A 13,785-nucleotide genomic window follows, 5' to 3' on the forward strand; every position below is an offset into this window, starting at 1 on the left:
TTTCCGGCAGCCTACTTCATCCGTGGGTTATTGCAATGCGACCTTTGCCAGGGTTCAGACGCTCAGCCGGGCCAGGTAGAAACGCCACTCCGCCTCCAGCGCATGGGCCAGGTTGCCCGCCTGGCGGAAGCCGTGCCGCTCGCCGGGATAGCAGTGATATTCCACCGGCACGCCGCGCGCCCGCAGGCTGGCGACCATGTCTTCGGTCTGCGTCGGCACCACCACGGCATCCAGCTCGCCCTGGAAGAAGATCACCGGCACCTCGATGCGCGCGGCATGCAGCAGCGGCGTGCGCGCCCGGTAGCGACGGGCGTCGCGCTGCGGATCGCCGATCAGCCAGCCGAGATAGTCGGCCTCGAACTTGTGGGTGACCCGCCCCAGCGCCAGCGGATCGCTGACTCCGTAGAGGCTGGCGCCGCCACGGAAGCCGCCGACGAACGCCAGCGCGCAGAGGGCGCTGTAGCCGCCGGCGCTGGCGCCGCGCACGAATACCCGCTGACAGTCGATGCGGCCGCTCTTGGCGAGATGTTCCACCGCCGCCCAGCTGTCCTTCACCTCCAGGCTGCCCCACTCGCCGCGCAGCTTGTCGCGGTAGGCGCGGCCGTAGCCGGTGCTGCCCCGGTAGTTGAGGTCGGCCACGGCGAAGCCACGCTGGGTCCAGAACTGGATGCGCGGGTCGAACACCGGGAAGCAGGCGGAGGTCGGGCCGCCATGCAGGAACACCACCAGCGGCGGCCGCCGTCCCGGTTCGCCGCGACACTGGGCGTTGCGCGGCGAATAGAAGAAGCCGTGGCCGTGGTCGCCGGCATCCACCTCGTAGCGGAACGGCTCGCCGCGCGACAGCTCTGCCTCGTCCAGCGGCTGCTCGCCTCCCGCCAGCACCTCGATTGCGCCATCCTCGCGACGAATCGCCAGCACCGCCGGCAGTCGGTCCGGCGCGGCGGCGACGCAATATAGGAAGCCGTCGTCGGCGCTCAGGCAGCGAAAGCGGCTGTACCCGGTTGCCAGCCGGCGTTCGCCGCCGTCCGCGGCACGCAGCGCGAGCACGCCGTAGCCGTCCTCGAAGCGGCTGAGAAATGTCTCGCCCGCCGCCAGCGGTAGCCACGTGCTTGCGCCCAGTTGCCAGGGTGCGCCGGCGTGGTCTACCTCGGCATGCTGGACGGCGCTCGGCGCTTCGCATTCGGGGCGCCACCAGCCGCTACGGTCGCTGAGCCAGTGCAGGCGGCCGTGCGGGTCGAAGCGCGGTTGCTGGATCGACTCGCCGCCAGCCTCCCCCGCCAGGCAACGACTGATGCCGTCGCGCGACTCGCACAGACGGGTGCTGGTCCAGGGTTGCTGCGGGCGGTCCCATTCGATCCAGGCCAGGCGCTGCCCGCCGGCATCGGCCACCGGCGCGGCGTAGAAATCGGCGCCCTCGACCAGCACGCGCCGCCCACTGTCGGCGTCCAGGCGCACGATGCGGTGGCGCACGGCATCGGCCTCGTGGCTTTCCTCCACCGCAATCAGCGCATTCCAGGCGGGCACGTACCGCAGGTCGCCATAGCGGCTCTGCGTGCGCTGGGTGACGGTTCGCAGCGCGCCGTCGAGCGGCTGCCAGCGCACCTGCTGGTCGCTCTCCTCGACCCAGGCCACGCCATCGGCGGTGGCGCAGCAGGCCCCGCCGCCATATTCGTAGACCCGGCTGCGCACCGAGGCGCCCGGCGGCGTCAGCTCGCAGCGCGCGCCATTGCGGTACAGGTACAGGCGGCAGCGCGCGCTTGGCGGATCGAACTCGACCCACAGCACTCCGCCATGGGCCGCATGCAGTTCGGCGAAGTCACGACCGGCGGCAACCGCACGGTGTGCGCTCCACTGGCTAGGCCAGTCGCCGTGGGGCAGGCAACGCTGGTTCATGCCTTGCAGATCAGGCGCGAAGCCCGCTCGTTGCGCCAGGTCAGATCGGCCAGCTCAAGCGGCGCGTCCTCGGCCTGGCGCCGCGCCTCGAGGATTTTCCCGTGATGGGCGGACTTGCTGCATACCGGGTCAGTGGCGGTGGCGTCGCCGGTGAGCATGAACGCCTGGCAGCGGCAGCCGCCATGATCCTTGGCCTTCTCGTCGCAGGAGCGGCATGGCTCGGGCATCCACGCGTCGCCACGGAAGCGATTGAAGCCGAACGAGTCGTACCAGATGTGCCGCAGGCTGTGCTCGCGCACGTTGGGGAACTGCACCGGCAGTTGCCGCGCGCTGTGGCACGGCAGCGCGGTGCCGTCCGGGGTGACGTCGAGGAACACGCTGGCCCAGCCGCCCATGCAGGCCTTGGGGCGCTCCTCGTAATAGTCCGGGGTGACGAAGATCAGCTTGCACGGGTGCCGTTCGGCGGCCAGCTTCGCCCGGTATTCGTTGGTGATGCGCTCCGCGCGTTCCAGCTGCGCGCGGGTCGGCAACAACCCGGCTCGGTTCAGCTCGGCCCAGCCGTAGAACTGGCAGGTGGCGAGTTCGACGAAATCCGCCTCCAGTTCGATGCACAGTTCGATGATCCGCGCGATGTTGTCGATGTTGTGCCGATGGGTGACGAAGTTCAGCACCATGGGGTAGCCGGCGGCCTTCACCGCGCGGGCCATCGCCAGTTTCTGGGCGAAGGCCTTGCGCGAGCCGGCGAGCAGGTTGTTCACCTCCTCGTCGGCGGCCTGGAAGCTGATCTGGATATGGTCCAGACCGGCATCCTTGAAGGCTGCGACGCGGGCCTCGGTGAGGCCGATTCCGGAGGTGATCAGGTTGGTGTAGTAACCCAGTTGCCGCGCGGCGCGGATCAGCTCCTCGAGATCCTGGCGGACCAGCGGCTCGCCGCCGGAAAAGCCCAGCTGCGCGGCGCCCAGCTCACGAGCCTGGCGGAACACCTCGATCCACTCCGCCGTGGTCAATTCCTCGCCCTGTCTGGCGAAGTCCAGCGGATTGGAGCAGTACGGGCACTGCAGCGGGCAGCGGTAGGTCAGCTCGGCCAGCAGCCAGAGCGGCGGGCCGGCCGTTTCAGTGCAACTCGATCCAGTATTGCGCATGGGCCACCTCGAGAAACGCCAGGATGTCTTCGTCGATACCCGGCACGCCGGGGAAGCTTTCGCGCAGCTCGTCGATGATCGACGCCACATCCCGGTGGCCATCCACCCGCTGGAGGATTTCCCCGGCGCTGCCGTTGAGCTTGACCATGCCCTCCGGGTAGAGCAGCACATGGCAGTCCTGGGCCGGTTCGAATTGCAGGCGGAACCCCCTGCGCAACGCCGGCACGCTGCTGAGCGACGGCAGGCTCATCACAGCAGCCCCCTATGCCAGACGCGCTCGCGGGTGACCGTATGGTACGGCGGGCGCTCCAGTTCGTAGGCCATGCTCATGGCGTCGAGCATGCTCCAGAGCACGTCCAGCTTGAACTGCAGGATTTCCAGCATGCGCTCCTGGGCCTCGCGGGTGCGGTAGTGGTCGAGGGTGATGCGCAGGCCGTGCTCGACATCGCGGCGCGCCTGGGACAGGCGCTTGCGGAAGTAGTCGTAGCCGGTCGCGTCGATCCACGGGTAATGCTGCGGCCAGCTGTCCAGCCGCGACTGGTGGATCTGCGGCGCGAACAGTTCGGTCAGCGAGCTGCTCGCCGCCTCCTGCCAGCTGGCGCGGCGGGCGAAGTTGACATAGGCGTCCACCGCAAAGCGCACGCCCGGCAGCACCAGTTCCTGCGAAAGCACCTGCTCGCGGTCCAGCCCCACTGCTTCGGCCAGGCGCAGCCAGGCTTCGATGCCGCCCTCCTCGCCCGGCGCGCCGTCGTGGTCGAGGATGCGCTGGATCCACTCGCGGCGGGTCTCGCGGTCCGGGCAGTTAGCGAGGATCGCGGCGTCCTTCAGCGGGATGTTCACCTGGTAGTAGAAACGGTTCGCCACCCAGCCCTGGATCTGCTCGCAGGTCGCGCGGCCCTCGTACATGGCGCGGTGGTACGGATGATGAATGTGGTAGCAGGCGCCCTTGCCGCGCAGCGCCTGCTCGAACTCGGCGGGATTCATGGCTTCACGGGTCATGGCGGTCTCCCTGGAGGTGGATGGCCATGCCATCCCAGGCCACTTCGATGCCGCGCGCGTCCAGCTCGGCGCGCTCGGGCGAAACGGTGTCGAGGATGGGATTGGTGTTGTTGATGTGGATGAGCACCTTGCGCGGCCCCTGGATGCCGTCGAGCACCTCGATCATCCCGCCCGGCCCGCTCTGCGGCAGGTGGCCCATTTCGCTGCCGAGCTTGTCGCCGACCTCGCAGTGGCGCATCTCGTCGTCGCGCCACAGGGTGCCGTCGAGCAGCAGGCAGTCGGCGCGGCGCATCCAGCCCAGCAGCGCCTCGTCCACCTGGCCCAGGCCGGGCGCGTAGAACAGCGCGCCGCCGCTACGCAGGTCTTCGACGAACAGGCCGATGTTGTCGCCTGGGTGCGGATTGCCCCGATGCGGCGAATACGGCGGCGCGCTGCTGCGCAGGGGGATGGCGGTGAAGCGCAGGCCCGGGCAGGCCGGAACCGTGAACGGCTCGCAGTCCAGGCCGATGGCCCGATGGCGCAGGCCGCCATTCCAGTGCGCGAGCATGGGGAACAGCGGGAACCCGGTGCTCAGGTCCTGGTGGACCGGCTCGGTGCACCAGACCTCGTGCGGGCAGCCTTCGCGCAGGCTGAGCAGGCCGGTGCAGTGGTCGATCTGGCTGTCCAGCAGGATGATCGCGGCAATCGCCGAGTCGCGCAGGCGCCGTGCCGGCTGCAATGCCGGGAAGGCGGCGAGCTGGGCGCGGATGTCCGGAGAGGCGTTGCAGAGAATCCAGTTCACCCCGTCGTCGGACAGGGCGATGGACGACTGGGTGCGCGGCTGCGCGGCGACACTGCCATCGCGCACGCCACGACAGTTGCGGCAGTTGCAGTTCCACTGGGGGAAACCGCCGCCGGCGGCCGAACCGAGAATCTTGATGTGCATGGGACTGCCCCGTGGGCTGAAGGCCCCGGCGGGACCGGGGCCGAATGGATCAGCGGTTGGCGAAGTACAGGGTCACTTCGAAGCCAAGGCGAAGGTCGGTAAAGCTAGGCTTGGTCCACATGGGTCTGTCCTCTTTCTTGTTGGCCGGTCGATTCCGGCAAGTCCAGTTAAGCACCCGGGACGAGGCGCCCGAATGATACTTTGGAAGGAGTTTCCCCCCTGATTTGGTAGCGATCGCGCGGCGGCAGTTCCATCCGTTCGATCGAGGGGCAAGCCTCCGGAAAAGAAAAACGCGGCCCGAAGGCCGCGTTACGCCAAGCTCGCTGATGGGAAAGCGGGGGTGCCCCGGCGCGAGCCGCACACGCTGGTGCGCTGGCAAGTTGCCCTGCGCGCCTCTCATCACGCAGGCCAGGAGAGGCGATCAGAAGAAGCCCAGCGGATTGATGTCATAGCTCACCAGCAGGTTCTTGGTCTGCTGGTAGTGGTCGAGCATCATCTTGTGGGTCTCGCGGCCGACGCCGGACTTCTTGTAGCCACCGAACGCGGCGTGCGCCGGGTACAGGTGGTAGCAGTTGGTCCACACGCGGCCGGCCTTGATGCCGCGGCCCATGCGCCAGGCGCGGTTGATGTCGCGGGTCCAGACGCCGGCGCCGAGGCCGAATTCGGTGTCGTTGGCGATCGCCAGGGCCTCGGCTTCGTCCTTGAAGGTGGTGACGCCGACCACCGGGCCGAAGATCTCTTCCTGGAACACGCGCATCCTGTTGTGGCCCTTGAGCAGGGTTGGCTGGATGTAATAGCCGCTGGCCAGGTCGCCGGAAAGGCGTTCGCTGGCGCCGCCGGCAAGCAGCTCGGCGCCCTCGCTCTGGGCGATATCGAGGTAGGAAAGGATCTTCTCGTACTGCTGCTGCGAAGCCTGGGCGCCGACCATGGTGTCGGTGTCCAGCGGGTTGCCGCGCCTGATCACGGCGATCTTCTTCAGCACCTCGGCCATGAACGGTTCGAAGATGGACTCCTGCACCAGCGCCCGCGACGGACAGGTGCACACCTCGCCCTGGTTGAAGAAGGCCAGCACCAGGCCCTCGGCGGCCTTCTCGATGAAGCTCGGCTCGGCACGCATGATGTCTTCGAAGAAGATGTTCGGGCTCTTGCCGCCCAGCTCGACGGTGGACGGGATGATGTTCTCCGCCGCGCACTTGAGGATGTGCGAACCCACAGGGGTCGAGCCGGTGAAGGCGATCTTGGCGATGCGCTTGCTGGTCGCCAGTGCCTCGCCGGCTTCCTTGCCGAAACCCTGGACGATGTTGAGCACGCCGGGCGGCAGCAGGTCGCCGATGATTTCGGCCAGGATCATGATCGATAGCGGTGTCTGCTCGGCCGGCTTGAGCACCACGCAGTTGCCGGCGGCCAGCGCCGGGGCGAGCTTCCAGGCGGCCATCAACAACGGGAAGTTCCACGGGATGATCTGCCCGACCACGCCCAGCGGTTCGTGGATGTGGTAGGCGACGGTGCCGTCGTCGATCTCGGCGGCGCTGCCTTCCTGGGCGCGGATGCAACCGGCGAAGTAGCGGAAGTGGTCGGCGGCCAGCGGCACGTCGGCGTTCAGCGTTTCGCGCACGGCCTTGCCGTTGTCCCAGGTTTCGGCGACGGCGAGCATTTCCAGGTTCTGTTCGATGCGCTCGGCGATCTTCAGCAGGACCAGCGCGCGATCCTGCACCGAGGTGCGTCCCCAGGCGTCGGCGGCGGCATGGGCGGCGTCCAGCGCCTTGTCGATGTCTTCGGCGGTGGATCGGGGAAACTCGGCGATCGGCTGGCCGTTCACCGGCGAGGTATTGGTGAAGTACTGGCCTTTGACCGGGGAGACGAACTCGCCGCCGATGTAGTTGCCATAGCGCGGCTTGAGGGTGACGACGGCGCCGGGGGTTCCGGGTTGGGCGTAGATCATGGCGAAACTCTCCTGTCGGTTCCCGGCCCACGATGGCCGGGTCATGGACCGATCTTAGGCAGCGCCCTTCCCCGCCCGATATGCGCCCATGGGAGCGATGGGTTCGTCATTTGGTAGTAGATGCTGTGCATGCGGCTCCTACCCCTCGCCAGAACGCACCGTTCTGTCTGCGGGAGCAACTGTTTTCTGGTTTCCCGCGTTCGCGGACAACGCTTGCGCTGAACGCACTTCAGTGCGGCCCGAAGGGCGAGCGCAGCGAGTCATCCAATAAACCATGTAGGAGCAGGCCCGCGATGAGCGCCCACAGGGCGCTCCTGCAATCACATCCCGCAACAAAAGCAAAGGGCCGGCACGATGGCCGGTCCCTGTCCTTTCGACCTCCCGCCGAGCGCCTGGCCGCCTCGCCGCTACAGCGCCCGTCACGACCTGATGCGGACCAGCGAAGTCCGGCGAATGCGGTCACTCGTTGACGTGCACGCTTTCGAGGTAGCTGCGGATCGCCCAGAGTCCTTCCTGGCTGATGAAGTCGGCCATCTTCGGCATGTACACGGCGCCATCACGCACCGCGCCGTTGATTACCCGCTCCTTGAACCACTCATCGCCCTCCGCCCCCAGATCGAGCAGCCGCAGGTCTGGCGCGATACCGCCGGACTTGGCTTCCAGGCCATGGCAGCGCGCGCAGTTCTGGTTGTAGGCCGAGGCGCCGATCTCCACCGCCAGCTCATGGTTGGCGTAGGGTTCGCGATAGGGATTGGTTTCGCGCCATTCCTTGCCCAGCGGTTCGAGGCCCGTGGTGTCCACCGCCTGGGGAGTCACGTTGCCATGCGCCAGGGCCAGGGCCGAGGCACCGAGACTGGCCAGCAACAGCAGGCCGCGCAGCGCATTCTTGTTGTTCATCACTTCATCCTCATCGAGATGCTTGGCAAGGCTTGGCGTCCGACAGAGCGCCAGTGATGACGATGGTAAGAACGCCCGGCCCGGCGCCGAATCCTGCTTTGGACGCGGCCGCCTACTCCCTTCGTACCAAGGCGGCGGTACCCCTCGCCCAGCCCTTTGGCAGCAATCCCAAGTCATACCCGCACCGGGAAATTGTCCCGCTCCCGCCGGGAGTATTTCCGTTCCCGTCCGACCGTCGCCCTTCCACCATGGATTCGCCGCGGCACGAGCAGCGGCCTGCCGTTTCTCGACCCTCATTCAAACGGGAATCCGACCATGACAACAAGAACTTCACCCGCCTCTGCCGCCCCCCTGCGCCTTGCCCTGCACAGCCTCGCACTCGCCGTGGCTTTGGGCGCCGGCGGCAGCGCGCTGGCCAAGGACGTCAGCTGGGACGACATCGCCAACGACCACAAGACCACCGGCGACGTGCTGCAGTACGGCATGGGCACCAATGCCCAGCGCTTCAGCCCGCTCAAGCAGGTCAACGCCGACAACGTCTTCAAGCTGACCCCGGCCTGGTCATTCTCCTTCGGCGACGAGAAACAGCGCGGCCAGGAATCCCAGGCCATCGTCAGCGACGGGGTGATCTACGTCACCGCCTCCTACTCGCGGCTGTTCGCCCTCGACGCCAAGACCGGCAAGCGCCTGTGGACCTACAACCACCGCCTGCCCGACGACATCCGCCCGTGCTGCGACGTGGTCAACCGCGGCGCCGCCATCTACGGCGACAAGATCTTCTTCGGCACCCTCGACGCCTCCGTGGTGGCGCTGAACAAGAAGACCGGCAAGGTGGTATGGAAGAAGAAGTTCGCCGACCACGCGGCCGGTTACACCATGACCGGCGCCCCGACCATCGTGAAGGACGGCAAGACCGGCAAGGTACTGCTGATCCACGGCAGCTCGGGCGACGAGTTCGGCGTGGTGGGCCGCCTGTTCGCCCGCGACCCGGACACCGGCGAGGAGATCTGGATGCGGCCCTTCGTCGAAGGCCACATGGGCCGCCTCAACGGCAAGGACAGCACCGTCACCGGCAACGTGAAGGCGCCGTCCTGGCCGGACGACCCGAACTCTTCCAGCGGCAAGGTCGAATCCTGGAACCACGGCGGCGGTGCGCCCTGGCAGAGCGCCAGCTTCGACCCCGTGACCAACACCATCATCGTTGGCGCCGGCAACCCCGGGCCGTGGAACACCTGGGCGCGCACCGCCAAGGGCGGCAACCCGCACGACTACGACAGCCTCTACACATCCGGCCAGGTCGGCGTCGACCCCAGCACCGGCGAGGTGAAGTGGTTCTACCAGCACACCCCCAATGACGCCTGGGACTTCTCCGGCAACAACGAACTGGTGCTGTTCGACTACAAGTCCAAGGACGGCAAGATCATCAAGGCCACCGCCCACGCCGACCGCAACGGCTTCTTCTACGTGGTCGACCGCAGCAACGGCAAACTGCAGAACGCCTTCCCCTTCGTCGACAACATCACCTGGGCCAGCCACATCGACCTGAAGACCGGCCGCCCGGTGGAGAACGAGGGCCAGCGCCCGCCGCTGCCCGAGCCGGGGCAGAAGCAGGGCAAGCCGGTGGAAGTCTCGCCGCCCTTCCTCGGCGGCAAGAACTGGAACCCCATGGCCTACAGCCAGGACACCGGGCTGTTCTACGTCCCCGCCAACCACTGGAAGGAGGACTACTGGACCGAGGAGGTCAACTACACCAAGGGCAGCGCCTACCTGGGCATGGGCTTCCGCATCAAGCGCATGTATGACGACCACGTCGGCACGCTGCGCGCCATGGACCCAACGACGGGCAAGATAGTCTGGGAGTACAAGGATCATCTGCCGCTGTGGGCAGGCGTGCTGGCCACTGCCGGCAATCTGGTGTTCACCGGCACCGGCGAGGGCTTCCTCAAGGCGTTCGACGCGAAAACCGGCAAGGAGCTTTGGAAATTCCAGACCGGTAGCGGCATCGTCTCTCCGCCTATCACCTGGGAACAGGACGGCGAACAGTACATCGGCGTGACCGTCGGCTACGGTGGAGCGGTACCGCTCTGGGGCGGCGACATGGCCGACCTGACCCGGCCGGTGGCCCAGGGCGGGTCCTTCTGGGTGTTCAAGCTGCCCAGCTGGGACAACAAGACTGCCAGCCGCTGAGTCCCTGGCCCGCACCGCATCCGGCGCGGGCCTTTTCCATTCCGTCAGGAGACCGCCATGCTGCCTCGCACCCTGCTCGCCTGCCTGCTGTTCCCGCTTCCCAGCCTCACCCTTGCCGCCGCTGCCCCGCAGGACGCAGGGGACGACGTCACCGTCATCGCCGGATGCCGCATGGAGCCCGAAAGCCAATGCCCCGGAGTCGATCTGCGCGGTGCCGATCTGCGCAACTTCGACCTGCGCCGCATCAACCTGGCCGGCGCCGATCTGTCCGGCGCCGACCTGCGCCACGCCAACCTCGACCTGGCCAACCTGGAGAAGGCCAGGCTCGGCAAGGCCAACCTCACCCGCGCCAGCCTGCAACAGGCCAATCTGCGTCTGGCGGACCTCACCGGGGCGAGGCTGGTGGCCGTCCAGGGCTGGGGCCTGTTCGCCCAGGCCGCTCAATTCCAGGGTTCCGACCTGTCCGCCGCCTATCTGGAATTCGCACGTCTCTCCGGGGCCAAGATGCACGACGTGAAGCTGGTCGCAGCCGACCTGGAAATGACTTGGCTGAACAAGGCCGACCTCAAGGGCGCCGATCTCACTGACGCCAACCTGCAGGAAGTCAAGCTTGGCAGTTCGAACCTGGAGAATGCCAACCTCACCGGCGCCCGCACGCGCTTCGGCAACTTTCAGGAAGCCAACATGGAAGGCTGCACGAACTGCCCCAAGGGCTGGGATTGAGCCGTTCCGGGTGGATGGGCTGCTCCCGGCTCAAACGCCATGCGGCGGCGAGGCGTCGCCAGCCACCCGCAGCACCCCGGTTTCGATTGCCAGGTGCACCAACCCGGCCAGCGAGTCGATCCCCAGCTTGTTCTTCAACAGGGTCATGTGATTGGAGACGGTCTTGCCGCTGAGGCACAGCCGCTCGGCGATCTGCCGCACGGCTACGCCGTGGGCGAGCATGATGAACACCTCCATCTCGCGCGGTGTCATGCCCGAAAGGCGGGGATCGCTGCCGTGATCGCCGGGTCTCTGACAGGCCAGCCGGGTAGCCAGTGGCTGCTCGATATAGGGTTGTCCGGCAAGCACCCGGCGCACCGCCTCGACCAGTACCTCGGGCGCTGCGGACTTGGTCACGTAGCCCGAGCCGCCGGCGTCCAGAGACTGGCGAACCAGTGGCAGCGAGTCGTGCTGGCTGAAGAACAGCACGCGCAACTGCGGCAAACGCTGGCGTAGCCGGCGCGTGGCTTCCAGACCGCTGATGCCGGGCAGGTCGATGTCCATCAGCACCAGACCGGGAATGCAGGCCTGCACCTGGACCAGCGCCTCCTCGCCGCTGGCCGCCTCGGCAATCTCCACCTCGGGCAGGGCCGCGCGCAACAACCCGGCACAGCCAAGACGCACCACGGCATGATCGTCGACCAGAAGCACCTTCATGGCTGCACGATCCTTGCCGGCACACCCCGATATCCCGGCTGGTCGAGCCCGACTCGCGGCTCCATCAGGCGATCGAAGCCGACCAGGCTGAGGAACAGCAACACGGGCGGCACCAGGGTTTTCAGGGTACGGATGACGGTAGGCATGGTGGCGACCTCGACCTTGCTGAACCTGAGCACCATGCTAGGTCGTCGCACCCTCCTCCCTGCTCCTACCTTGGTACTGTCCGACCGCTACTTTCCGGGTGAATTACTACTTTGGTACTGGTTTTCATCGCCCATCGGACAATTCCCAAAGCACCGTGACCCGCTTCTAATGACCCCGGAACAACGCATCAAGACCCAGAAGATGCCGGGACCACTGCCTTGCCTACCCCGCTTCGTGCTGCCGGACCCCGCTGGCGCCCACGGCATCCCGGCGCGCCCGGCACCGCCGGCCGCACCGGATGCCCTTCGCGCATCTCCGTACGCTGGGCTACGCCACCCTCTGCTGGTACGGTTACGCTATCGACGCTCCCGGGCAGGCTGCCGCCCTGCCCCACTCCAGGCAACGCCCTGACAACGCCCGCCATCACGCCATAATCAGAACAAGAGGTGAAAGGCCATGTACAAGATCCTGATCGCCGACGATCACCCGCTGTTCCGCGAGGCCATCCACAACGTCATCGCCGATGGCTTTCCCGGCAGCGAAGTGATGGAAACCGCCGACCTCGACAGCGCCCTGGGCCTGACCCAGGAGCACGACGACCTCGACCTGATCCTGCTCGACCTGAACATGCCCGGGATGAACGGCCTCAGCGGCCTGATGAGCCTGCGCAACGAAGCCCCGACCATCCCGGTGGTGATCGTTTCCGCCGAGCAGGACAAGCAGGTGGTGCTGCAGGCCATCACCTACGGCGCGGTGGGCTTCATCACCAAGTCCTCGCCGCGCGGGCAGATGACCGAAGCCATCGAGCAGATTCTCAACGGCAACGTCTACCTGCCCTCGGACATCATCCGCACGCAGAAGACTTCGCCACGCCGCAGCGGCCACGAGGAGCACAGCATTTCACCGGAACTGCTGCAGGCGCTGACGCGCAAGCAGCTGCTGGTGCTGGAGCGCATGACCAAGGGCGAGTCGAACAAGCAGATCGCCTACAACCTGGAGATCGCCGAAACCACGGTGAAGGCCCACGTCTCGGCGATCCTGCGCAAGCTCAACGTGCACAACCGCGTGCAGGCCATCCTGAGCGCCAGCGATATCGACTTCTCCACCTACCTGCGCCGCTAAGGACTGTCCATGCCCAGCACCCGCACCCTGCTGCTGACCGTCCTGGCGATGCTGGCCTTCGCCGGCAACTCGCTGCTCTGCCGTCTCGCCCTGAAGGCCACCAGCATCGATGCGGCGAGCTTCACCGGCATCCGCATCCTCTCCGGCGCCCTGATGCTCGGCCTGCTGCTGCGCTTTCGCGGTGGCGCCCGGATTGGCGGCGACTGGCGCGGCGCCGCGGCGCTGTTCGTCTACGCGGCGGCCTTCTCCTATGCCTATGTGCAACTGGATGCCGGCGCCGGAGCGCTGCTGCTGTTCGGCGCCGTACAGGTGAGCATGATCCTGGCCGGCCTGCTGCGCGGGGAGCGTCTGGCCGGACAGGCGCTGCTCGGTTTCCTGCTGGCCCTCGGCGGGCTCCTCGCCCAGTTGCTGCCTGGCGCCAGCGCGCCGCCGCTTGAAGGTGCCCTGCTGATGTTGCTGGCCGGCGTCGCCTGGGGCCTGTATTCGCTGCTCGGCCGACGCGGCGGTGATCCGCTGGCGGTGACGACCGGCAACTTCCTTCGCGCCATCCCCTTCGCCGCCCTGCTCGCCCTGGCGTTCCACTCGCAGCTGCGCCTGGACACCGCCGGCCTGATCTATGCCCTGCTCTCCGGCGCCGCGACCTCGGGCATCGGCTATGCCATCTGGTACAGCGCCCTGCCGGGTCTGTCAGCCATCCAGGGCGCCTCAGTGCAACTCAGCGTGCCGATCCTCGCTACGCTCTCCGGCGCCGTCGTGCTCGGCGAGCACATCTCCTCGCGCCTGCTGCTGGTCTCGCTGGCAGTGCTCGGCGGCATCGCCCTGATCCTGCTGGCCAAGGCCCGCGCGCCGGTGGCCCAGCGCGCCTGATCATCTCGCTAGCGTTTTTGCAGGAGCGAGCTTGCTCGCGAACCAGAGCACCGCAACAAGGCGGTTCGCGACAGGCGCGCCTCGGTCCTGCACAAGACGGTGTCCCCTGTAGGAGCGGGCCATGCCCGCGACATCGGAGGTGCGTAAGGGTCGCGGGCATGGCCCGCTCCTACAGGTTTCGGCACTCGCTATACGCACGGCACGGACTGTAGGGTGGATCACGCTCCATCGATCCACCATGGCCG

14 protein-coding genes are annotated in these 13,785 nt (G+C 67.1%); 4 read left to right on the forward strand and 10 right to left on the reverse strand.

The features are described 5' to 3' along the window. Positions 1-54: 54 nt before the first annotated feature. The 8 genes from BLR75_RS26125 to pedF all read right to left on the reverse strand — a co-directional run bounded on the left by BLR75_RS26125 (position 55) and on the right by pedF (position 7,798). Positions 55-1,893 (reverse strand): S9 family peptidase, encoded by a 1,839-nt coding sequence (locus tag BLR75_RS26125; RefSeq protein ID WP_084315311.1) that lies wholly within the window; start codon positions 1,891-1,893, stop codon positions 55-57. Then, the gene (gene pqqE / locus BLR75_RS26130; RefSeq protein ID WP_084315309.1) at positions 1,890-3,035 is read right to left on the reverse strand and encodes a pyrroloquinoline quinone biosynthesis protein PqqE; all 1,146 of its coding nucleotides are present in this window, start codon (positions 3,033-3,035) and stop codon (positions 1,890-1,892) included. The genes BLR75_RS26125 and pqqE overlap by 4 nt, the downstream gene beginning before the upstream one ends. Then, entirely contained in the window at positions 3,007-3,285 is a 279-nt protein-coding gene (gene pqqD, locus BLR75_RS26135) for a pyrroloquinoline quinone biosynthesis peptide chaperone PqqD (protein ID WP_084315307.1), read from the reverse strand. Before pqqD ends, pqqE begins: the two co-directional genes overlap by 29 nt. Next, positions 3,285-4,034: a pyrroloquinoline-quinone synthase PqqC gene (gene pqqC, locus BLR75_RS26140; protein ID WP_084315305.1), complete on the reverse strand. Its 750-nt coding sequence runs from the start codon at positions 4,032-4,034 to the stop codon at positions 3,285-3,287. The genes pqqD and pqqC overlap by 1 nt, the downstream gene beginning before the upstream one ends. Next, a complete protein-coding gene (pqqB, locus tag BLR75_RS26145) occupies positions 4,024-4,959 on the reverse strand; it encodes a pyrroloquinoline quinone biosynthesis protein PqqB (protein WP_084315303.1) in 936 nt (311 codons plus the stop codon). The genes pqqC and pqqB overlap by 11 nt, the downstream gene beginning before the upstream one ends. Before the next feature lie 49 nt (positions 4,960-5,008). Next, positions 5,009-5,080, reverse strand: a complete 72-nt coding sequence (gene pqqA, locus BLR75_RS26150; RefSeq protein WP_003106462.1) for a pyrroloquinoline quinone precursor peptide PqqA — start codon at positions 5,078-5,080, stop codon at positions 5,009-5,011. A gap of 300 nt (positions 5,081-5,380) precedes the next feature. After that, positions 5,381-6,901 (reverse strand): acetaldehyde dehydrogenase ExaC, encoded by a 1,521-nt coding sequence (gene exaC, locus BLR75_RS26155; RefSeq protein ID WP_084315301.1) that lies wholly within the window; start codon positions 6,899-6,901, stop codon positions 5,381-5,383. 459 nt (positions 6,902-7,360) lie between these two features. Then, positions 7,361-7,798, reverse strand: a complete 438-nt coding sequence (gene pedF, locus BLR75_RS26160) for a cytochrome c-550 PedF (protein ID WP_084315299.1) — start codon at positions 7,796-7,798, stop codon at positions 7,361-7,363. A gap of 315 nt (positions 7,799-8,113) precedes the next feature. Between pedF and exaA the strand changes: the two genes are divergently transcribed. Together exaA and BLR75_RS26170 are read left to right on the forward strand one after the other, a co-directional pair. Then, positions 8,114-9,985: a quinoprotein ethanol dehydrogenase gene (gene exaA / locus BLR75_RS26165; RefSeq protein WP_084315297.1), complete on the forward strand. Its 1,872-nt coding sequence runs from the start codon at positions 8,114-8,116 to the stop codon at positions 9,983-9,985. A 57-nt stretch (positions 9,986-10,042) separates the two neighbouring features. After that, positions 10,043-10,708 carry a pentapeptide repeat-containing protein gene (locus BLR75_RS26170; protein WP_084315295.1) on the forward strand — a complete coding sequence of 222 codons (666 nt, stop codon included), beginning with the start codon at positions 10,043-10,045 and terminating at the stop codon, positions 10,706-10,708. A gap of 30 nt (positions 10,709-10,738) precedes the next feature. On the opposite strand, the gene BLR75_RS26175 is transcribed toward BLR75_RS26170, so the two are convergent. Then, positions 10,739-11,404 carry a response regulator gene (locus BLR75_RS26175; protein WP_084315293.1) on the reverse strand — a complete coding sequence of 222 codons (666 nt, stop codon included), beginning with the start codon at positions 11,402-11,404 and terminating at the stop codon, positions 10,739-10,741. Continuing rightward, a complete protein-coding gene (locus BLR75_RS26180; RefSeq protein WP_217633627.1) occupies positions 11,401-11,550 on the reverse strand; it encodes a hypothetical protein in 150 nt (49 codons plus the stop codon). Before BLR75_RS26180 ends, BLR75_RS26175 begins: the two co-directional genes overlap by 4 nt. 457 nt (positions 11,551-12,007) lie before the next feature. On the opposite strand from BLR75_RS26180, the gene agmR reads away from it, so the two are divergent. After that, positions 12,008-12,673: a response regulator AgmR gene (agmR, locus tag BLR75_RS26185; RefSeq protein WP_084315289.1), complete on the forward strand. Its 666-nt coding sequence runs from the start codon at positions 12,008-12,010 to the stop codon at positions 12,671-12,673. A gap of 9 nt (positions 12,674-12,682) precedes the next feature. Next, positions 12,683-13,540: a DMT family transporter gene (locus tag BLR75_RS26190; RefSeq protein WP_084315287.1), complete on the forward strand. Its 858-nt coding sequence runs from the start codon at positions 12,683-12,685 to the stop codon at positions 13,538-13,540. Positions 13,541-13,785 lie beyond the last annotated feature (245 nt).

The sequence above is a fragment of the Pseudomonas jinjuensis genome (assembly GCF_900103845.1).
Taxonomy (GTDB): Bacteria; Pseudomonadota; Gammaproteobacteria; order Pseudomonadales; family Pseudomonadaceae; genus Pseudomonas; species Pseudomonas jinjuensis.